Genomic DNA, 19,892 nt, shown 5'->3' with positions numbered 1-19,892 from the left:
CACGCAGGAGCCCACCATGCGCAAGACGTCCACCACGATCAACCCCGCCCTGTCCCGGGTGATCAGCGAGACCGGCCACACCGACACGATCGTCGTGACCGACGCCGGCCTGCCCATCCCGCCCGGCTCGGAACGCATCGACCTGGCCTACCGTCCCGGCGCCCCCGCGTTCCTGGACGTGCTCGACACCGTGCTCGCGGAGCTCGTGGTGGAGGGCGCGACCGTGTCGGCCGAGGTGGCGGAGAAGAGCCCGGAGGTGCTGGACGCCCTGCGCGAGCGCTTCGCCGGAATGGGCTTCGAGATCGAGCTGGTGCCCCACGTCGAGTTCAAGCGGCGCACGCACACGGCGCGCGCTTTCGTGCGCTCCGGCGAGTTCACCCCGTATGCGAACGTGATCCTGCACGCGGGGGTGGCGTACTGATGACCACCGTCGAGGATGCGATCGACCGCCACTCCGCCGCGCCGATGTACGACCAGCTGCGGCAGCTGATCATCGACGGTATTGCCCGAGACGGCCTGCAGCCGGGCGACCCCCTGCCCGGGGAGCACCGGCTCTGCGAGCGGTACGGCATCTCGCGCACGGTGGTACGCCAGGCCCTCGCGCAGCTCGAGCACGAGGGACTCGTCGAACGGGTGAAGGGCAAGGGCACGTTCGTCTCCCGGCCCCGCACGAGCGAGAGCCTGGTGCACACCCTGGTGGGCCTGTACGACGACGTGGAGCGCCGCGGCGGCCACGTGCACAGCGACGTGCTGCGGCACGAGCAGACCGTCGCCGACGAGGAGATCGCGCTCGCGCTCGAGGTGCCGGTGGGGTCGCCCGTGGTGGCGCTCGAACGGCTGCGGCACGTCGACGGCGAACCGTGGTCGCTGTCGACCACGTGGATGCCGGAGGCCGTGGGCGGCGTCACGCTCGGCGCCGACCTGAGCGAGGCGTCGCTGTACCGCCTGCTCGCGACGCACGGCATCGTCGCCACGCACGGCGTGCGCTCGGCCGAGGCGACCGTCGCCACCCACGAGCAGGCGCAGCACCTGGGCATCAGCGCCGGTTCGGCCCTGCTCCGGCTGCGCAGCGTGAGCCGCAGCGAGGACGGCACGCCGATCGAGTACTTCATCGCCTATCACCGCGGCGACCGGTCGCGGTTCGAGTTCCAGCTGCAGCAGGAGCAGTCGCAGGCGTCGCTGCTGCACCTCGACGGCTCGGGCGGCGCCTCGCCCGCCGGCACCGTCGGCTGAGCCCCCCCCGCTACGCTCGAAGGCATGAGCGACTGGACCAGCACCGCGATCGCCCTGCTGGAAGCCGACGCGAACCGCAGCGCCGACACGCACCTGCACCTGTTCCCGCTGCCGACCGAGTGGGGCATCGACCTGTACCTGAAGGACGAGTCGGTGCATCCGACGGGGTCGCTCAAGCATCGTCTGGCGCGGTCCCTGCTGCTGTACGGCCTGGTGAACGGCCGCATCCGCCAGGACACGACCCTGGTCGAGTCGTCGAGCGGGTCGACCGCGGTGTCGGAGGCGTACTTCGCGCGGATGCTCGGGCTGCCGTTCATCACAGTGGTCCCGCGGTCGACCGTGCAGGAGAAGATCGACCTGATCGAGTTCTACGGCGGCACGTGCCACTTCGTCGATCGCGCGGAGGACATGTCGGCGGAGGCGCAGCGGCTCGCCGCGGACTGCCGCGGCCACTACCTCGACCAGTTCACGTTCGCGGAGCGCGCGACCGACTGGCGCGGCAACAACAACATCGCCGAGAGCGTGTTCAGTCAGCTGTCGCACGAACGGCACCCCATCCCGCGGTGGATCGTCACGGGCGCGGGCACCGGTGGCACCAGCGCCACGTTCGGCCGCTACGTGAAGTACCGCCGCCACGACACGCGCATCGCGGTCGTGGATCCGGAGGGCTCCGCGTTCTATGACGGCTGGGCGGGCACGATCGACCCGCCGGCCGGACGCCCGAGCCGCATCGAGGGCATCGGTCGCCCGCGCGTGGAGCCCTCGTTCGTGCCGACCGTGATCGACGAGATGATCCGGGTGCCCGATGCGGGGTCGATCGCCGCGATCCGCCTGCTGCGCGACCGCACGCTGCACTGGGCCGGTGGCTCCACCGGCACCAACCTCTACGGGGCGTTCCAGCTCATCGCCCGGATGCGCGCCGCGGGCGAGACCGGCAGCGTGGTGACCCTCATCTGCGACAGCGGTGTGCGCTACGCCAACACCTACTACTCCGACGAGTGGGTCGCGCAGCAGGGGTGGGACCTCGCCCCGCACCGCGCCCGCCTCGACGCGTTCCTCGACACCGGGGTCTGGGCGGACTGACGCTCGCGGTGCCGCGTCAGCCGAGCTCCCCGGAACCGTAGGGCCGCACCGGCTGCTGCTTCTGGAACTCGTACTCCCCGCCCTGGCGCCCGCCGAACGGACGGCCGTGGTCGGCGAACTCCTCCCGGTAGTAGGCGAGGCGCCACGTGCCCAGCTCGATCCGCGAGCCGGTGCGGAGGATCCGCGCGCCGTCCGAACTGTGCGGCAGGTTCGGCCATCCGCCGCCGGTGGGGGCGTGCGGGTACAGCACGTACTCGTCGTCCTCGTTGTGACGGATCTCCGCGTGCACCGCTTCGAGTCCCTCCAGCCGCAGGTCGGCGTCGGGGCTGGAGCCGATCACGGTGCGGTCGGGCAGCAGGTCGAACTCGCGCGGACGGCTGCGGTCCCAGTCGCCCGAGCCGACCGAGAAGATCAGGCGCGGGCGACCCGAACCGGGCAGGTAGTGCGTGGTCGTCACGCGGCGGCGGACGTGTCGCACCACCGTGGGCACCAGCGGGAACAGGGTGCCGGGCGGGATGGAGAGCAGCGAGCCGCCGCCGCGGTCGCGGTCGCGGTGCTGCAGTTCCGTCAGCAGGGTGGTGAGGTGGCCGAGCCGGATGTGCGGCGACCCCGCGACCGCGCGACCCACGGGCCCCGACCGCACGTCGCCGAACTCCACCAGGGTGCCGCGCGGTCCCTCCACGCGCACCCGGATGCCGCGGCGCGCGAGGCCGTCGGCGACGGGAGCGAGCTGCGCGAGGTCGCGGCGACCCATGCCGCCGAGGGTGGACGTGTCGGCGATCGTGACGACGACCTCGCGTCCCGCCGCGCGCACGGTGAAGCGCGTGGGGGTGTCGTCGTCCGGGCCGCGGTGCTCGACCTCCAGGTCGATGTCGAGGCGGATCATGGCCGTGTCCGCTCAGGCGGCGTGCGGTCCGTCGGTGGCGCGGTCGCTCGTGGTCACCCGCAGGGTGCCGTTGAACTTCCAGGTCGCGCGGGGCGCGTCGGGGCCGATGTCGCGCGGCACCTCGACGGTCATGTCCTCGAAGGTGTAGTTCACCGCCGCTCCTCGGCCGGTCAGATACGCCCACATCTCCCGGCCGAGATCGGTCCAGTCGGTGATCGAGGCGCCGGTCGGGCCGGACGAAGACGTGAACAGTTCGGCGGGGTGGTTCGTGTCGCTCATGGCGTGCTCCTTTGCCGGGTCCATGTGTGTGAATGCGATTATGCGCGCGGTTCCGGACGATGTCCATCGATTTCCGGGCACCGTCCAAAAAGGCGCCTGCCCATCGGGAGGGGTCGGACAAAAGTTCTCCGACGTGCATCCGTCCACCGTGCTCGGCCGGAATAAGGGGGCAACGGGCGGCAACCGCCGCCCCCGGTTCAAGGAGGAGCATCGTGCGAAGAATCACCACAGCCGGCCTCGCCGTCGGACTACTGGCCGCGGCGGCCCTGGCCTCGCCCGCGACCGCGGCGACCACCGACAGCGCCCAGCTCTCGGTGCTGCACGCCATTCCCGACACGCCCGTCGACGTGTACGTCAACGGCGAGCGCACCATCGACGACTTCCAGCCCGGCTCGCTGGCCGGTCCGCTGGAACTCCCCGCCGGCAGCTACGAGGTGGCGCTGACCGCGCCGGACGCCGCTGACGCGAGTGCACCCGTGCTCGGCCCGGCGACGCTGACCCTCACGGCCGGTACCAACTACACCGCCGTCGCACACCTCACCGAGGCGGGTGAGCCGGGGCTGAACCTCTTCACGAACGACACGTCCGCCACCGCACCCGGCCAGGGGCGGCTCACGGTCCGTCACGTCGCGGCCGCGCCCGCCGTCGACATCCTCGCCGGCGGCTCACCGGTGGTCGAGGACCTGACCAACCCGAACGAGGCGACCCTGAACCTGCCGGCCGGGAACGTCTCGGCCGCCGTCGCCCTCGCGGGCACCACCGATCCCGTGCTCGGTCCGCAGGACGTGGCGGTGCAGGACGGCGTGCTCACGATCCTGTACGCGTGGGGCAGTGCGGAGGACGGCAACCTCGCGATCGCCGCGCAGACCGTGTCCGGCCTGCACACCAACCCCGGTGGTGTCCCCTCCGGCACCGCCGGCTACGCGGCACAGCGCGACGCCGACACGGCCCTCGTCCTGACGACGGCGCTGATCGGCCTGGCGATGATCGTGGCGGCGGCGGGAGCGACCGTGGCCGTGCGACGGCAGCGGGTCGCGCGCCGATGAGGCCAGGGGCGCTGCGCAGCCGCATCCGGCGGGGGCTCCTCGCCGGATGCGGTGCCGCCTGCGCGGCGTTCCTGATCGCCTGCACCCCCGTGGGGGCGGGCGTGGTGATGTCGTCGGATCCCCCGTCCGACCCCCCACGCTCACCGTCGCCCGCCCCCACCTCGACCCTCCGCCCGGAGACGCGCTCCGCCGAGCTCCCCGCGCCGCAGCCCGCCACACCCCCGGTGCGGTTGCGCATCCCCGACCTCGGCGTGGACATGAGCGTGGTCGACGTCGGGGCGGAGCCGACCGGGCAGATGGAACTCCCGGAGGATCCCGCGGTGGCCGGGTGGTACCGGTACGGCGCGGACGCCGCGAGCACCGCGGGCCTGATCGTGCTCGCCGCCCACGTGGACGCGGTCGGCTACCCCATCGGGCCGCTCTCCCGGCTGCGCGAGCTCGGCGCCGGAGCGACCGTCGAGGTGACCGACGCGGCGGGCGTCCCGCGGACGTACGCGGTGGAGTCGCTCACGTACTACGAGAAGACGGCGCTCCCCACGGGGGAGCTCTTCGCGCGAGAGGGTCCGCCGGGCCTGGTTCTCATCACGTGCGGTGGCCCGTTCGACAGCACGACCGGGCACTATCGCGATAATGTCGTCGCCATCGCACGCCCCGCCCCCTGATGACCGATCCGCAGCGCCGCACGAACGGAAGGGAGGACCGCATGACCTCCGCGGACGACCCGGACGACGAGACGCAGCTCAACGAGCGCTTCGTCCGAGGCGATGAGGATGCGCTCGCCGAGCTGTACCGGCGCTGGTCGCCGGTCGTGTTCACCCTGGCGCTGCGCTCCCTCGGCGACCGCGCCGATGCGGCGGACGTCACGCAGCGCACGTTCGTGTCGGCGTGGACCTCGCGGGAGGGCTACGACGCCTCGAAGGCGCGGCTCAGCACGTGGCTGGTGACCATCGCGCGGCGACGCATCGCGGACATGCACGAGTCGCGGGCGCGAATCCAGCGGCTGCAGGAGGAGATGCTGCGCGTCACCTCCCCGGCCGACCTCGTCAGCGCACCCGTTGACCTGTCGCAGTCGATCCTCATCGCGAACGAGATGCGGCAGCTGCGGCCGGACGCCCGCGAGGTCATGCGGCTGGCGTTCTTCGACGACCTGACCCACGAGGAGATCGCCCGGCGGCTGGACATGCCCCTGGGTACCGTGAAGAGCCATATCCGCCGGAGCCTCTCCCGCATGCGCGATCGATTGGAGGTCAACCGTGTCGCACCTTGACCCGGAGCAGCTCGCCCTGCTCGCCCTCGGGGAGCCGGTGGCGTCCGACCGCGAGCGGACGCACCTCGACCAGTGCCCGGCGTGCGCGGCCGAGATCGCCGACCTCGCGCACGCGGCCGGGGTCGCCCGCTCGACCGTCTCGGACGCCGAGCTGGAGGCGCCGCCCGCCGACGTGTGGTCCCGCATCCACGACGAGCTCGGCCTGCCGGAGAGCCTGAGCGCCGACCCCCTCCGCGCCGCGGCACCGCCGGTCGCGGACGCACCGCCCGCCCCACCGAACCGCCGTCGCACCGCGGCACGCTGGTGGGTGCTCGCCGCGGCCTCGGCCCTCCTCCTCGCGGTGGGCGCGGGCACCTGGACGGCGATCTCCGCCGCCCTCCGTCCGGTCACGGTCGCCACCGCGACGCTCGACCCGTTCCCCGACCACCCCGACGCGGTCGGCAGCGCTGAGGTGGACGAGGACCGGACGGGAGCGCGCACTCTCACGGTCTCGCTCGACGGCGAGGACGGATCGGACGACTACCGGGAGGTGTGGCTGATCCGCAACGACGGGAAGGCGCTCATCAGCCTGGGTGTGCTCGACGCCGAGAGGGGCGTGTTCGCGATCCCGGAGAATGTGGACCTGGGAGAGTACGACCTCGTCGACATCTCGTTCGAGCCGGTGGACGGCGACCCGACGCACTCCGGCAACTCGATCGTGCGCGGCACCCTCGACTTCACCTGACCCGTCGCCGCGAGGCGCGCGTCAAGGGGCATGACCGAAAAGGCGAACGGCCCGTACGCTGGCGCCATGACAACACTCATCCTCACTGTCGCGGGTGCCGATCGCCCGGGACTCGTCGCCGCGGTCGCCGATGTGGTCGATGCGCACGGCGGCAACTGGGAGAACAGCTCTCTCGCCGAGCTCGCGGGAACGTTCGCCGGCGTGATCGAGGTGTCGGTGCCGACCGAGCGCGCCGGCGACCTGGAGACCGCGCTGCGGGGCCTCCAGGGTCAGGGGCTCCTCACCCTCTCGGTGCTCACGGGCACCCGCGGGGTGGCGGAGGAGGACGAGGACCGGCTGCTCGTGATGCAGGTGCTCGGCAACGACCGTCCCGGCATCGTGCGCGAGGTGTCCGCGGTGCTGAACGCCCACGCGCTGAGCATCGAGGAGCTCACGACCGAGACCCGCGACGCGGCCATGGCGGGCGGTCGGCTGTTCGAGGCATCGGTGATCGCGAAGGTTCCCACGACCGTCGACCTCGACGCGCTGCGCGCCGACCTGGAACGCCTCGCGACCGAGATCCAGGTCGACATCACGCTCGGCTGACGCGGCTGACGCGGCGGCTCCGGGGCGATCCCGTCGCGTCAGGTGGACGGAGCCTGCGCCGACGGGGTCTCCGCGGGAGCGGGCTCGTCGAGCCCGGAGTACTTCCGCACCCAGTACTCCGTGTAGGCGACGTGCGCGGAGGCCGCGGCGCTCGCGGCGACGGGGTCGGCGGCGGCCAGGCCCCGCAGGATCGCGCGGTGACCGGCATCGGAGTGCACCTTGAGCTCGGCGGCGTCGTCCGGCTCCGAGATGCGGTAGGCGCGGGAGCGCGAGCGCAACACGTCGATCAGGCTCGTGAGGGCCTCGTTGCCCGCGACCTCGGAGATGCGCATGTGGAACTCGTGGTCGAGCCGCGACTGCGCCTCGAAGTCGGTGGTCGCCTCGATCTGATCGAGCACCCCGGCGAGCGCGGCCACGGTGTCGGCGTCGATCCGGGCGGCGGCCAGCGCGGCGGCGTGGGGTTCGAGCACGCGGCGCAGCTCGGTGAGCTCCAGCACGCCCGCCATGGGCAGCAGTCCGACCGTGAGCGACAGGCTGCCGATGAGGTCGGCCGCGCGCAGTTCGCTGACGTAGCTGCCGGAGCCGTGCCTGGTCTCCAGCACCCCGAGCGCGGCGAGCGTGCGGATGGCCTCGCGCAGTGATCCGCGGGAGACGCCGAGCCGTTCGCACAGCTCGCCCTCGCTCGGCAGGCGGTCGCCGGGGCGCAGCGCACCGTCGGCGATCAGCGCCCGCAGCCCGTGCAGCGCTGTGTCGAGTGCGCTCATCGTCATCCTCTCTGACACTCCCCCGCCCCTCGTGCAGTCTGTCGGACAGCCACCCGGCGACAAACTCGTATGACAACTATGTTTCATCTTCGCGGTTTCGTAGCCAAAACGGGGGGCGTGTGGCAAAGTTGTGCAACAACTCGCCCCCCGCTCATCGATGAGGTCCGATGCCCGCTCCGCTGTTCCCCGCTCCGCTCACGCTGAACTCCGGCCTGCGAGCGCGCGACGCCTGGCCGCTCGACCCCGCGGTGATCCACCTCAACCACGGCTCGTTCGGTGCGGTGCCCTCCGTCGTCGTCGCCCACCAGGACACCCTCCGCCGCCGCGCCGACCTCAGCCCCGTCGAGTGGTTCCCGCGCATCGCCGAACGCGTGCAGGAGGCCCGCGAGCGCACGGCCCCGTTCGTGGGAGCCCGCGCACAAGACAGCGTCTTCGTGCCGAACGCCTCGGCCGCCGCGACCGTGGTCTACAACGCCCTCCAGCTCGACAGCGGCGACGAGATCCTCGTCACCGACCAGGGCTACGGCGCCATCACGATGGGGGCCGAGCGCCTGGCCCGCCGCTTCGGCGCCGCCGTCCGCACGGTCGCCCTCCCGCTGCTGGCCAGCGACGACGAGATCGTGCAGCTGTTCGCCGACGCGCTCACCCCGCGCACGCGCCTCATCGTGGTCGACCAGATCACCTCGCCCACGGCCCGCCTGCTGCCCACCCGCCGCATCGCCGACCTGGCGGCCGAGCGCGGCGTGCGCACCCTGGTCGACGGCGCGCACGCACCGGGCCTCGTCGCCGACGCCGCCGCGGTCGCCGGGGGCGACTGGTGGTTCGGCAACCTGCACAAGTGGCCGTGCGCGCCCCGCGGCTCCGCCCTGCTCGTCACGAGCGCCCCCGACCGCGACGAGCTGTGGCCGCTGATCGACTCCTGGGCCGCGCGCGAGCCCTACCCCGAGCGGTTCGACACGCAGGGCACCATCGACGCCACGACCTACCTCGCCACCCCCACCGCGATCGAGTTCATCGAGGCCGAGTTCGGATGGGCGGCCGCCCGCACCGCGATGGCCGAGCGGGCCGACGCGGGGGCCGAGCTGATCGCCGAGGCGCTGCGCCCCTACGGCGACGACGATCCCCTCACCCCGCTCCCCTCGCCCGTGCCGTCCATGCGCCTGATCCGGCTGCCGCTCGGCCTCGGGGCCACCCGCGAGGGGGCCGACGCCCTGCGCATGGAACTGCTCGACGAGGTCGGCGTGGAGACCGCGTTCACGAGCTTCCGCGGCGTCGGCTACTTCCGCCTGTCCGCCCACCTCTACACCGAGGCGTCCGACATCGAGGCGTTCGTCGAGCGCTGCATCCCCGCGATCCTGCGCCGCGCCGGCATCCGCCCCGCCGACGCCCTGATCGTGCCCTGACCCGTCCCTCCCCCACCCACCCGAAACCCACCCGAAACCCACCCCCACCGAGAGGCACATCGTGAAGAAGAAGATCTTGACGACCGCAGCGGGAGTCGGCACCGTCGCCGTCCTCGCACTCACCGGCTGCTCCGGAGGCTCCGGCTCGTCCGGCGGCGACGGCAGCGTCACCCTCCAGATGGTCGAGAGCCTGACGAACCCGGCGCGCACCGAGCTCATCCGCGGGCTGCTCGACGAGTTCGAGAAGGACAACCCCGACATCACCGTCAACCTGGTGTCGCCGCCCACCGAGCAGGCCGACGCGAAGATCCAGCAGATGCTCCAGTCCGGCAAGGGCGTGGACGTGCTGGAGGTGCGCGACATCACGGTCGGCCCGTTCGCGAACAACGGCTGGCTGTACGACCTCGGCTCCGACCTGGAGAAGTGGGACGGCTGGGATGCCCTGACCGACAACGCCAAGGCGGCCTCGGTCGCGGAGGACGGCAAGAGCTACTTCGTCCCGTACGGCTTCTACGGCCTGTCGCTGTTCTACCGCACCGACCTGGTCGAGGAGGCCGGTTTCGACGGCCCCCCGCACAGCTGGAAGGATCTGCTGGAGCAGGCGTCCACCATCCAGGACCCGGCCAACAACGTCTACGGCTACGCGTTCCGCGGCGGCCAGAACGCCAACAGCAACGTGGTCGCCGCGATCGAGGCGTACACGATCGACGGGCTCGACGTCGACAACGCGTTCCTGATGGAGGACGGCTCCACGATCTTCGCCGCCCCCGAGGCGCAGGAGGCCGTGGACGACTACTTCGACCTGTTCACCGAGGCCGCGCCGCCGTCGGCCGTGTCGTGGGGCTACCCCGAGATGGTCGCGGGCTTCACCAACGGCACCACGGCCTTCCTGCTGCAGGACCCCGAGGTGATCGCCACCGTGCAGGACTCCTCGCTCACCGAAGACCAGTGGGACACCGCCCCGCTGCTCGTCGGACCGTCGGGCAAGGCCGCGCAGCCGCTGGCCGTCGCGGGCTGGGGCGTCGCGGAGAACAGCGAGCACAAGGAGGCCGCGGTCAAGCTCGTCGAGTTCCTGTCGTCGGCCGAGCCGGCCACCGAGTTCGCGCAGGCCAACAGCCTGGTGCCGATCATCGCAGCCGCCGCGGACGACGAGTTCTACTCGACCGGCCCGTGGACCAGCTACGTGACCATGACCGAGGACCCCGACACCTACGTCAACGTGCGCCAGCCGCGTGGTGTGAGCTGGTGGACCGAGTGGATCCAGAAGTCCGACCAGGACGTGCAGAGCGTGCTCCTCGGCAACATGTCGACGAAGGACCTGCTCGCCTCGTGGGACGCGTTCTGGACCGAGAAGTACGCCGCGGAGAAGGGTTGATCCGTGGCCAGCACCATCCGTGAAGGGGGCTCCGTCGGCACCGCCGGCGGGGCCTCCCCTGCACGCGGCCGGCGCCCGTTCCGCGCCCGCACGGCCCTGACGCTGCTGGCGTTCCTGGCCCCGGCGATCGTGTTCGTGTGCTGGTTCACCTACTGGCCCATGCTGCAGGGCGCCCGCATGGCGTTCCACGACTGGAACCTGTGGGACCTCACCTCGACCCCGTTCGTCGGGTTCGACAACTTCCTCGCCGTGTTCCGCGACCCCGCCTTCCCGACCGTGGCGTGGAACTCGGTGCTGTGGGTCGTCGGCTCGCTCGTGCCGCAGCTCGTGATCGGGTTCCTGATCGCGCTCGCGCTGCGCAAGCGGTTCCGCTTCCGCGGGCTGTATCAGGCGCTGGTGTTCTTCCCGTGGGCCGTGTCGGGCTTCCTGATCGGGATGCTGTTCCGGTGGATGTTCAACGCCGAGTTCGGCGTGGTGAACGACCTGCTCATGAAGGTGGGGCTGATCGACGCCCCGCTGCCGTGGCTGGCCGACCCGAAGCTGGCGATGTTCGCGGTGATCGTGGCGAACGTCTGGTACGGCGTGACGTTCTTCGCGATCATGATCCTCGCCGCTCTCCAGTCGGTGCCGGACGAGATGCTGGAGGCCGCGAGCCTCGACGGTGCCGGCAAGGTGCGGCAGCTGTTCTCGATCATCATCCCGTACATCTCGATGACGCTGCTGCTGACGATCCTGCTGCGCGTGATCTGGATCTTCAACTTCCCCGACATCATCTACGCGATGACCAACGGCGGACCGGCCAACCAGACCCACATCATCACGACGTGGATGATCAACTACACGCAGCAGGGCAACTACGGCATCGCCAGCGCGATCGGACTCATCGTGGTCGCGTTCCTGCTGGTGTTCTGCGCGTTCTACCTGATGGCGATGCGGAGGGTGCAGCGATGACCATCACCTCGTCCGTGCGGACCGGCTCCTCCGTGACCGAGACCCGGCGCATCACGGTCCCCGACCCGAAGGCCGCCCCGCGCCCGCGGCCGCGCGTCACGGCCGGCGGCGTCGTGCGCGTCGTGGGCCTGGCGCTGTGGCTCGTGATCACCCTGTTCCCGCTGTACTGGATCGCGCTCACCGCGTTCAAGTCGCCGGGCACGATCAACCGGTTCCCGCTGGAGTACTGGCCGAGCGAGCCCTCGCTCGACAACTTCACGAGCCTGTTCGAGAAGAGCTCGTTCGGGGTGTTCCTGGCGAACTCGGCGATCGTGGCGGTGACGGCCGGCGCGGTGGCCACCCTGATCGCGCTGCTGAGCGCCTACGTGCTGGCGCGGTTCGAGTTCCGCGGCAAGGGCGCGATCCTGATCGCGTTCCTGCTGACGCAGATGATCCCCGCGTTCATCGCGCTCGGACCGCTGTACTCGATGATGACCGATCTGGGCCTGGTCGACACCAAGCCCGGGCTCATCCTCGTGTACATCGCGATCTGCATCCCGTTCTCCACGGTCATGCTGCGCGGGTTCTTCGAGAACGTGCCGGACGCGCTGGAGGAGGCGGCCATGATCGACGGCTGCTCGCGGCTCGGGGCCCTGTTCCGGGTACTCGTGCCCGTGATGACCCCGGGCATCATCGCGGCGTTCATCTTCAACTTCGTCAACTGCTGGAACGAGCTGTTCCTGTCGGTCGTGCTGATGAACACCGACGCGAACCGCACGGTCCCGTCGGCGCTGAACGGCTTCATCTCCACGTTCAACATCGACTGGGGCTCGATGAGCGCCGCAGCGGTCCTGACGATCCTGCCGACCATGGCCATGTTCGCCCTCGCGAGCCGCTGGATCGTGCAGGGCCTCACCGCCGGGGCCGTGAAGGAGTAGCCGCCCCGCGCCGCCCACAGGAAGACCCCCTCCGCCGGAACCGGCGCGAGGGGGTCTTCCGGTTGTGCGGTCGGCTCAGACCAGACGGCTCTTCGGGGAGACGGAGTACGTGTGCTCGGCGTCGCGGTTGACCGTGTCGCCCAGAGCCTCGTCGATCGCGGCCAGGGTGTCGGCGTCGAGCGTCACTCCCGAGGCCTTGACCGTGTCGGCGAGCTGCTCCGGACGCGAGGCGCCGACCAGGGCGGCCGCCACGTTCGGGTTCTGCAGCACCCACGCGATCGCGAGCTGCGGCATCGTGAGCCCGGCCTGCTCCGCGATCGGCGCGAGGCGCTGCACCGCGGTGAGGATGTCGTCCCGCAGGAAGGTCTTGATGAATCCCGCGCCCGAGTGCTGGTCGGTCGCGCGCGACCCCTCCGGCACCGGCTGCCCCGGCAGGTACTTGCCGCTGAGGACGCCCTGGGCCATGGGAGACCACACGATCTGCGAGATGCCGAGCTCCTCCGACGCCGGCACGACCTTCTCCTCGATCACGCGCCACAGCATCGAGTACTGCGGCTGGTTCGAGATGAGCTGGATGCCGAGCTGCGTGGCGAGCTCGTGTCCCGCGCGCAGCTGCTCCGCGGTCCACTCGGAGACGCCGATGTAGAGCGCCTTGCCCTGCCGGACGATGTCGGCGAACGCCTGAAAGGTCTCCTCCAGCGGGGTCTCGTAGTCGAAGCGGTGGGCCTGGTACAGGTCGACGTAGTCGGTGCCGAGGCGCTTCAGCGAGCCGTTGATCGACTCCATGATGTGCTTCCGGCTCAGGCCGGTGTCGTTCGGGCCCTTCGGTCCGGTCGGGAAGTAGACCTTGGTGAAGATCTCGAGCCCCTCGCGGCGCTGCCCTTCGAGCGCTTTGCCGAGCACGACCTCGGCGGCCGTGTTGGCGTAGGTGTCGGCGGTGTCGAACGTGGTGATGCCGGCATCGAGCGCGGCGTGCACGGTCTTGACGGCGGCGTCGTCCTCAACCTGCGAGGCATGCGTGACCCAGTTGCCGTACGTGATCTCCGAGACCTTGAGACCGCTGTTGCCGAGATAGCGATAGTTGACCATTCCTCCACGCTAGCCGCGCGGGCGAGGGGGTGGGGCGGAACGACCGCATCGCCGGCGGCACCGGACACACCAGGGGCACGCCACCGAACGAGTCGATGGCGTGCCCCGGGTTCCGGCGTCACGCGCCGGTCGCCGTCACGCTCCGGCGCTGAAGAGGTTGGTCAGGGCGGTGAGCAGACCGCCCATGGCACCCGCCGCGGACAGCAGAGCGATGATCTGAGTCATGATTTCTCCTTTCGTCGGCCGCGACCGGACGGCCGCGGTCCCGAGGACGCTAACGCGCAGAGAGGCGCGCGACGCCTGAGGGTGCCGGCATCCCGGAACGGAACTCGTCGAGGTCGTCGCGGTACTCCCGCCACGCGACCCCGAGACGGCGGATCCCCTCCGTGAGCACCTCGTCGGGAGCGGTGAACGGCAACCGCACGTGATCGTCCGCCGCCGCCGCGACCGCGAACGCCGCGCTGCCCGCGATCGACACCCCGTGGGCCGCCGCCACGCGGGCGAGCGCCGACGCGGAGCCCCGGGGCAGTTCGGCCCACAGTGACAGCCCGCCGCGGGGCGCACGATACGTCCAGTCGGGCAGATGCTCGGCCAGCAGCTCCTCGAGCAGCCGCAGCCGCGCGTGGTGGATGCGGCTGTTGGCGCGGCGCAGTTCCGTCGCGTGAGCGATGAGGTCGAGGGCGAGCAGCTGCCCCGGCACGCTCGTGGACTGGTCGGCGAGCTGGCGCGCCCCCCGCAGCCGCCGCACCAGCACGGGGTCGGCGCGCAGCCATCCGATGCGCAGCCCCGCCCATGCCCACTTCGACACCGACTCCACCACCAGCACCGGGGCATCGGGACGTTCCGCGGCGAGAGTGGGCGGCACTACCCCGTCGAACGAGATGCCCGCCACCACGCGATCCTCGATCACGGGCACCCCGTACTGCGCGGCGAGCTCGGCGACCCGATGGCGCGCCGCCGCCGGCAGCCGCGTGCCGGTGGGGTTCTGGTGGTGCGGGTTGAGGGCGATGAGCACGGGGCGCAGTCGTGCGATCGCCCGCTCGAGCGCGTCGACGTCGAGGCCGTCCGCCCCCATCGGCACACCGTGGACCGTGCCGCCGCGCAGGCTCACGCTGTCGGTGACGCCCGGCCACGTGATCTCCTCCGCGAGCACGATGTCGCCGGGGCCGACCAGCGCGTTGACCACCAGGCTGATCGCCTGCTGCGCGCCGTGCGTCACCAGGATCTGCTCCGGCGTGGTGGGGGTGCCCTCGTCGCGGTACATCCGGGCGATGAGCTCGCGCAGGGCGGGCAGTCCGGCGGGGTCGGTCTCGGGCAGCAGCGCGAGGTCGAGGCGCGGCTTGTGGTCGCGGATCAGCTGCACGCCGGGCTCCGGGATCTGCGGCACCGTGCGCAGCAGGTCGATCGTGTTGGGCACGGCGGAGAACAGCGCCTCGCCGCGTCCGGGGCGCGTGCTGGGCGGGCTCGGCACCGCGACTCCCACCACGCGGGTGCCGCTGCCCTGGCGCCGCTCGACCAGCCCCTGCTCGGCGGCGGTGGCGTAGGCCGCGACCACGGTGCCGCGCGACACCGCCACGGCCGCGGCGAGCGAGCGCTCGGCGGGCAGGCGGTCGCCCGGTCGCAGTTCTCCGCCCGCGATCAGGGCCGCGATGGCACCGGCGAGTCGCGTGGCGAGCGTGCCGTCGCCCTGGGTCCAGCGGCCGAGCCGGGCCGCGAGGACTGCGGTCGACACCTCGCCCGAGCGCACGAGCGGCTCGGTGCGAACGGTCGCGCCGCTCTCCTCCTCGTGACGGCCGTCGCGGTCCGATCCCTGGACCACTGACGCCGCATTGGCCCTGTCCTCGCTCTGCATGAGACCCGATTCTGGACCAATGAGGACCACAGCCACCACCCCGACGCCACTCGGAGAGCCAATCCTGGCGAATTGGACCATCACCGACGTGCTCGCTCACCTCAGCGACGACCGCCTGCTCGACGAGCCCGCCCTCCTGCCGCCGCTCGCGGCACTGGAGGCCGCGGTGACCGGAAGCACCTGGTCGCACCCGCCCGCCGCGGTCGCGCTCGTCCGCTCGATCGTCGCCGCGGCCGCCGCCGACCCCGCGCTGCGGGAGCGCACCGTGGCCGAAACGCTCGCTGCGGCCGCCGCTCGCACCGACGCGGCCGCACCCCTCACCCGAGAGATGCGGCCGGAGCCTGCGCGTCAGGTGGCCTGAGCGTCAGGTGGCTTGAGCGCCGGGCGTCGTCACGATGTCGGCGCGGTCGCGGAAGCCCTCCGCCGTCACCCGGTCGAGCGCCACCTGCCTGCGGATCGCGAGCGCCTTCTCGTACAGGCTCGGGTCGCCGTAGCTCGTGAGCACCTTCACCAGCACCGGCAACAGCTCGATCATGAAGAACAGCGCCGCGATGAGGATGTGCGCCCACAGGATCGCGGGCTCCTTCTCGCTGAGCCGGTTGAGCCCGCTGATCTGGCTGAGCAGGCCCACCGCTCCCGCATTGCCCTGCGCCACCGCATCGGCCCGGGCGTTGTAGGCCGCGAGCGCCTGGTCGTACGTCTCGCGTGCGGCGGGGAGCTCGTCCTTCGCCTGCTGACGGTTCTGCGCCTCCGACGACGAGGTGTTCTCCTTCGCCGCGGTGCCCGCCGCCGCGAGCTCCTCATTCGCGGTGCGCAGCTGCGCCGCGAGGGCGTCGTACGTCTGCTGCGCCTCGTTGAGCTGTGCCTGGGCGGCCTGGGAGCTGGCGCCCTCGCCGTTCACGCCCGTGCATCCGGGGACCGTGCCGGCACCCTCGCCCGTCAGCTCGCACTGGTACAGCGCGCGCGCCTGATCGATCACGGCCTGCTGTGCGGTCATCTTCGCGGTGAGGTCGTCGACGGTCGACTGCGCGGCCGACTCAGTCGCCGAGGAGGAGTCGGTGCCGGCGACGATGCCCGTCGCCGCCTGGTTCTCGAGCGCCGAGACCCGCTCGGATGCGGCGTCGAGCGCCTTCCGCTCCGGACCGGACTCGAGGGCCTCCTGGTCGGACTGCGCCTGCACGATGTTGGTCGCGGCGACCTCGCGGGAGATGTCGTTGTGGAAGATCTGCAGCACGAGCGGCTCGGCCACCACGAAGCCGATGATCGCGGCCATGATCACGCGCGGGATGGCCAGCCCGATGAGCTTCCACACGTTCCTGGTCGACGTCATGGTCGAGGTGAGGAAGCGGTCGAGGTTGAAGATGATGAGAGCCCACACGATCGCGAGCGGGACCGCCAGCCAGATCGCTGCCTGCACCCCGGTGGTGAGGGCGAACAGCATGGAGATCGCCGACACCAGCGCGGTGCCCGCAAGCACGAAGAACATCTGCACGAAGCGCGGGGTCTCACCGGGCACGCGGTCGAGGATCTCGCCCTCGGCGCCGCCGAGGATCGCCAGCGCGCGCAGGCGCTCGGCCGTGGTGCGGCGACGGCGGTGGCGGCGGGGGCGACGCGCGCGGGCCGGCGGCTCCTCGTCGACGGGGTCGGCGTCCTGGTTCTCGTCGGTCGCTGTCGCGGTCTCGGGGCGCCGCGACGGGGCGTCGATGAACGGCTCGGGCTCGGCTCCCGTCGGCTCGAACTCGCGCAGGAAGTCGAGGTCGTCCGTCTCGGCGTTCGGGTCGCCGTCGAGGATGATCCGACCCTGCGAGTCGAAGCGACCCGGGCGATGGGCGGAATAGGGCATCCCGATAATCTACGGAATCCCGCCTGTGCGTCCCGTGGACATCACCGGAGAGCGAGCCGGGAGACGGGCCCGGTGCCGCGGCTCAGCGGGCGGGGACGAGGCGATCGAGCGCCGAGGCGTAGGCGGCGAGACCGTCGTCCAGGGTGAAGTGCCCCGCGGCGGCGAGAGTGCCCAGCCCGTGGATGAGACCCCACACCGCCACGACGTCGCCCGGGCGATCGAGCCCGACGGCTGCGGCACCCTCGGCGAGCACGGCTTCGAGCGCGTCGATCAGCGGAGCCATGGTCGCGGTGGGCGAGCCGGGCACGCACACCGTGGGGTCGTACACGGCGTCGAAGGCATGCGGGTGCTCGACCGCGAAACGGATGTACGCGGCGCCTCCCTCGGCGAGCGCGGCCCGGGCGTCCGGCGCGTGCTCGGCCGCGGTGCGCACGCGGGCCAGCAGTTCGGTCATGCTGCGCTCGGCCAGCGCCTTGAGCAGTCCGAGCCGGTCGGAGAAGTGGTGGTAGGGGGCGTTGTGGCTCACGTTCGCGGCGCGCGCGACCTCGCGCAGGCTGATCTCCGCGGCGGGCATGCGTTCGAGCAGCTGCATGGCGGCGTCTTCGAGCGCGCGGGCGAGGTCGCCGTGGTGGTAGCCGTCCTTCGAACTTGACATGAGCAACATCCTCTCCTATCTTGACAGTGTCCAACAGGTTGACACTGTCCAGATAGGAACCAGACATGACCGCTCTCGTGATCGACGGCCACCCCGATCCCCGCTCCCTCACCGCGGCGCTGGCCCGCCGCTACGCCCTCGGTCACGGCGACGCGCGGGTGATCGCCCTGCGCGACCTCGACTACGACCCCCACCTGCGGTTCGGCTACCGCGAGCGCATGCCGCTCGAGCCCGACCTCGCCGACGCCAAGGCCGCGCTCGCCGCCGCCGACACGGTCGTGATCGCGACCCCGCTCTGGTGGGGCTCCGTGCCCGCGCTGCTCAAGGGCTTCTTCGACCGGGCGCTCCTGCCGCAGCAGGAGTACCGCTACACGAAGCGCGGGCTGCCCGAGGGCCTGCTGACCGCCCGCCGCGGACGCCTCCTGCTGCTCGCAGACACCCCCTGGTACGCGGCCCCCTTCACCGGCCTGCCCGCGCAGAGCCACGTCGCTCGCAACACCCTGCGGTTCTGCGGCATCCGCGCGGTGCGCACGACCCGCATGCTCGGCGTCAAGAACGCCGACGCCGCGGTGATCGAGCGGTGGCTCGACCGCGCCGACACGCTCGGCCGCATCGACGCGCGGCGCGAGGGCGGGAGTCAGGCCATCGCGGCCGAGGCGGCCTCGTCCTCCGTCGTCGCGACCAGCTGACCGCACGCGCCGTCGATCTCCTTGCCGCGGGTGTCGCGAAGGGTCGTCGGGATGCCGGCGTCGTTGAGCCGGCGCACGAACTCGTCCTGCACGTCCTTCTCCGACGACGTCCAGATCGAGCCGGGCGTCGGGTTCAGCGGGATCGGGTTCACGTGCACCCAGCCCCGCCCGCGCTGGTTGAGCTTCTCCGCGAGGAGATCGGCCCGCCAGGCGTGGTCGTTCATGTCCTTGATCAGCGCATACTCGATCGACACGCGGCGACCCGTCTTGGCGTAGTAGCCGTAGGCCGCATCGAGGGCCTCGTCGACCTTCCAGCGCGAATTGACCGGGATCAGCTCGTCGCGCAGGTGGTCGTCCGGCGCGTGCAGCGACAGCGCGAACGTGACCGGGATGTTCTCGTCGGCCAGCTTCTTGATCGCCGGCACCAGCCCGACCGTCGACACCGTGATGCCGCGCGCGCTCATGCCGAGGCCGTCGGGCTGCGGGGCCACCATCGTGCGCACCGCGTCCATCACGCGCTTGTAGTTCGCGAGCGGCTCGCCCATCCCCATGAAGACGATGTTCGACACGCGCTCCATGCTGTGATCGTCGCGCTTCTTGCCGCCCAGCTCGCCGTTCGCGATCGCCCGGTTGGCCCGCACGATCTGCTCCACGATCTCGGCGGTCGACATGTTGCGCGTCAGCCCCGCCTGCCCCGTCGCGCAGAACGGGCAGTTCATGCCGCATCCCGCCTGGCTCGACACGCACAGCGTGATCCGGCCCGGGTAGCGCATGAGCACTGACTCGACCAGCGCACCGTCGTGCAGCCGCCACAGGAACTTGATCGTGTCGCCGCGGTCGGTCTCCAGGCGGCGCACCTCCGTCATCAGCGGCGGGAGCATGCCGGCGACCAGCTCCTCGCGGATGCCCGCCGGGAGGTCGGTCATCTCCGCCGGGTCGGACGTGTAGTGACGGAAGTAGTGGGTCGCGAGCTGCTTGGCGCGGAAGCCGGGCAGGCCCAGCTCCTTCACCTTCTCGATCCGCTCGGCCGGGGTGAGGTCGGCCAGGTGCACCGGCGGCTTGCCGCGCTTCGGGCTCGCGAACTGCAGCAGCGGACGCCCCTCGGCATCCTTCTGCTGCGTCCAGCCCTCGGTCTTCGGGCGCACCTGGGGGGCGCGGGTCTCGCGGATCGCCCCCGAGCGGGACGACGCGGGCGCTGCCTGTGGGCGCGTCTCGCGCGTGCGGGGGTTCTCGGTCATCCCTCCAGGATAC

General features: G+C 71.5%; 22 protein-coding genes. 14 read left to right on the top strand and 8 right to left on the bottom strand.

Annotated features, from left to right (window positions below):
• The first annotated feature begins 16 nt into the window (after positions 1 to 16).
• Genes rbsD through KE274_RS07170 form a run of 3 tightly spaced genes read left to right on the top strand, consistent with a single transcriptional unit; the run spans position 17 to position 2,316 of the window.
• The gene (gene rbsD, locus KE274_RS07180) at positions 17 to 421 is read left to right on the top strand and encodes a D-ribose pyranase (protein WP_211542270.1); all 405 of its coding nucleotides are present in this window, start codon (positions 17 to 19) and stop codon (positions 419 to 421) included.
• Positions 421 to 1,233, top strand: coding sequence for a GntR family transcriptional regulator (locus KE274_RS07175; RefSeq protein ID WP_211542269.1), 813 nt, complete (start codon positions 421 to 423; stop codon positions 1,231 to 1,233). Before rbsD ends, KE274_RS07175 begins: the two co-directional genes overlap by 1 nt.
• Positions 1,234 to 1,257: 24 nt before the next feature.
• Positions 1,258 to 2,316 carry a PLP-dependent cysteine synthase family protein gene (locus KE274_RS07170; RefSeq protein ID WP_211542267.1) on the top strand — a complete coding sequence of 353 codons (1,059 nt, stop codon included), beginning with the start codon at positions 1,258 to 1,260 and terminating at the stop codon, positions 2,314 to 2,316.
• Positions 2,317 to 2,332: 16 nt separating this feature from the next.
• Here KE274_RS07170 and KE274_RS07165 read toward each other — a convergent pair whose 3' ends face one another.
• Together KE274_RS07165 and KE274_RS07160 are read right to left on the bottom strand one after the other, a co-directional pair.
• Positions 2,333 to 3,202, bottom strand: a complete 870-nt coding sequence (locus tag KE274_RS07165; RefSeq protein ID WP_211542265.1) for an FHA domain-containing protein — start codon at positions 3,200 to 3,202, stop codon at positions 2,333 to 2,335.
• A gap of 12 nt (positions 3,203 to 3,214) precedes the next feature.
• Positions 3,215 to 3,481: a hypothetical protein gene (locus tag KE274_RS07160; protein WP_211542263.1), complete on the bottom strand. Its 267-nt coding sequence runs from the start codon at positions 3,479 to 3,481 to the stop codon at positions 3,215 to 3,217.
• A 212-nt stretch (positions 3,482 to 3,693) separates the two neighbouring features.
• On the opposite strand from KE274_RS07160, the gene KE274_RS07155 reads away from it, so the two are divergent.
• The 5 genes from KE274_RS07155 (at position 3,694) to KE274_RS07135 (ending at position 7,103) form a co-directional block, all read left to right on the top strand.
• Positions 3,694 to 4,527 carry a DUF4397 domain-containing protein gene (locus KE274_RS07155; protein ID WP_211542261.1) on the top strand — a complete coding sequence of 278 codons (834 nt, stop codon included), beginning with the start codon at positions 3,694 to 3,696 and terminating at the stop codon, positions 4,525 to 4,527.
• Entirely contained in the window at positions 4,524 to 5,189 is a 666-nt protein-coding gene (locus tag KE274_RS07150; RefSeq protein WP_249186131.1) for a class F sortase, read from the top strand. The genes KE274_RS07155 and KE274_RS07150 overlap by 4 nt, the downstream gene beginning before the upstream one ends.
• Positions 5,190 to 5,230: 41 nt before the next feature.
• Positions 5,231 to 5,794 carry an RNA polymerase sigma factor gene (locus KE274_RS07145; RefSeq protein WP_211542259.1) on the top strand — a complete coding sequence of 188 codons (564 nt, stop codon included), beginning with the start codon at positions 5,231 to 5,233 and terminating at the stop codon, positions 5,792 to 5,794.
• Entirely contained in the window at positions 5,781 to 6,518 is a 738-nt protein-coding gene (locus KE274_RS07140) for an anti-sigma factor (protein WP_211542258.1), read from the top strand. The genes KE274_RS07145 and KE274_RS07140 overlap by 14 nt, the downstream gene beginning before the upstream one ends.
• A 66-nt stretch (positions 6,519 to 6,584) precedes the next feature.
• A complete protein-coding gene (locus KE274_RS07135; protein ID WP_211542256.1) occupies positions 6,585 to 7,103 on the top strand; it encodes a glycine cleavage system protein R in 519 nt (172 codons plus the stop codon).
• A 38-nt stretch (positions 7,104 to 7,141) separates the two neighbouring features.
• On the opposite strand, the gene KE274_RS07130 is transcribed toward KE274_RS07135, so the two are convergent.
• The gene (locus tag KE274_RS07130; protein ID WP_211542254.1) at positions 7,142 to 7,867 is read right to left on the bottom strand and encodes a FadR/GntR family transcriptional regulator; all 726 of its coding nucleotides are present in this window, start codon (positions 7,865 to 7,867) and stop codon (positions 7,142 to 7,144) included.
• A gap of 167 nt (positions 7,868 to 8,034) precedes the next feature.
• Between KE274_RS07130 and KE274_RS07125 the strand changes: the two genes are divergently transcribed.
• The 4 genes from KE274_RS07125 to KE274_RS07110 all read left to right on the top strand — a co-directional run bounded on the left by KE274_RS07125 (position 8,035) and on the right by KE274_RS07110 (position 12,513).
• A complete protein-coding gene (locus KE274_RS07125; RefSeq protein WP_211542251.1) occupies positions 8,035 to 9,270 on the top strand; it encodes an aminotransferase class V-fold PLP-dependent enzyme in 1,236 nt (411 codons plus the stop codon).
• 61 nt (positions 9,271 to 9,331) lie between these two features.
• Positions 9,332 to 10,645, top strand: a complete 1,314-nt coding sequence (locus KE274_RS07120; RefSeq protein ID WP_211542249.1) for an ABC transporter substrate-binding protein — start codon at positions 9,332 to 9,334, stop codon at positions 10,643 to 10,645.
• A gap of 3 nt (positions 10,646 to 10,648) precedes the next feature.
• Positions 10,649 to 11,596 carry a carbohydrate ABC transporter permease gene (locus KE274_RS07115; RefSeq protein ID WP_211542247.1) on the top strand — a complete coding sequence of 316 codons (948 nt, stop codon included), beginning with the start codon at positions 10,649 to 10,651 and terminating at the stop codon, positions 11,594 to 11,596.
• Complete coding sequence (locus KE274_RS07110; RefSeq protein WP_211542245.1) at positions 11,593 to 12,513, top strand: carbohydrate ABC transporter permease; 921 nt, start codon at positions 11,593 to 11,595, stop codon at positions 12,511 to 12,513. The genes KE274_RS07115 and KE274_RS07110 overlap by 4 nt, the downstream gene beginning before the upstream one ends.
• A gap of 75 nt (positions 12,514 to 12,588) precedes the next feature.
• Here KE274_RS07110 and KE274_RS07105 read toward each other — a convergent pair whose 3' ends face one another.
• Both KE274_RS07105 and yczR read right to left on the bottom strand, forming a co-directional pair.
• On the bottom strand, positions 12,589 to 13,602 hold the full coding sequence (locus KE274_RS07105; protein ID WP_211542243.1) for an aldo/keto reductase family protein: 1,014 nt from the start codon (positions 13,600 to 13,602) through the stop codon (positions 12,589 to 12,591).
• Between the two features lie 274 nt (positions 13,603 to 13,876).
• On the bottom strand, positions 13,877 to 15,454 hold the full coding sequence (gene yczR, locus KE274_RS07100; RefSeq protein WP_249186130.1) for a MocR-like transcription factor YczR: 1,578 nt from the start codon (positions 15,452 to 15,454) through the stop codon (positions 13,877 to 13,879).
• Between the two features lie 19 nt (positions 15,455 to 15,473).
• Between yczR and KE274_RS07095 the strand changes: the two genes are divergently transcribed.
• Complete coding sequence (locus KE274_RS07095) at positions 15,474 to 15,815, top strand: hypothetical protein (protein WP_211542241.1); 342 nt, start codon at positions 15,474 to 15,476, stop codon at positions 15,813 to 15,815.
• Between the two features lie 3 nt (positions 15,816 to 15,818).
• Here the strand turns inward: KE274_RS07095 and KE274_RS07090 are convergent, their stop codons facing one another.
• The gene (locus KE274_RS07090) at positions 15,819 to 17,297 is read right to left on the bottom strand and encodes a DUF4407 domain-containing protein (RefSeq protein WP_211542239.1); all 1,479 of its coding nucleotides are present in this window, start codon (positions 17,295 to 17,297) and stop codon (positions 15,819 to 15,821) included.
• Positions 17,298 to 17,379: 82 nt separating this feature from the next.
• Positions 17,380 to 17,952, bottom strand: a complete 573-nt coding sequence (locus KE274_RS07085; protein WP_211542237.1) for a TetR/AcrR family transcriptional regulator — start codon at positions 17,950 to 17,952, stop codon at positions 17,380 to 17,382.
• Positions 17,953 to 18,017: 65 nt separating this feature from the next.
• Here KE274_RS07085 and KE274_RS07080 point away from each other — a divergent pair, with 65 nt between their 5' ends.
• Entirely contained in the window at positions 18,018 to 18,641 is a 624-nt protein-coding gene (locus tag KE274_RS07080; protein WP_211542235.1) for an NAD(P)H-dependent oxidoreductase, read from the top strand.
• Here the strand turns inward: KE274_RS07080 and rlmN are convergent.
• Entirely contained in the window at positions 18,590 to 19,879 is a 1,290-nt protein-coding gene (gene rlmN, locus KE274_RS07075) for a 23S rRNA (adenine(2503)-C(2))-methyltransferase RlmN (protein WP_211542233.1), read from the bottom strand. The two genes, KE274_RS07080 and rlmN, sit on opposite strands and share 52 nt — an antisense overlap.
• Between the last annotated feature and the right edge of the window lie 13 nt (positions 19,880 to 19,892).

Source organism: Microbacterium paraoxydans (assembly GCF_018224615.1).
In the GTDB taxonomy this organism is placed as follows: Bacteria; Actinomycetota; Actinomycetes; order Actinomycetales; family Microbacteriaceae; genus Microbacterium; species Microbacterium paraoxydans_B.
This window is presented reverse-complemented; position numbering and strand designations above follow the sequence as displayed.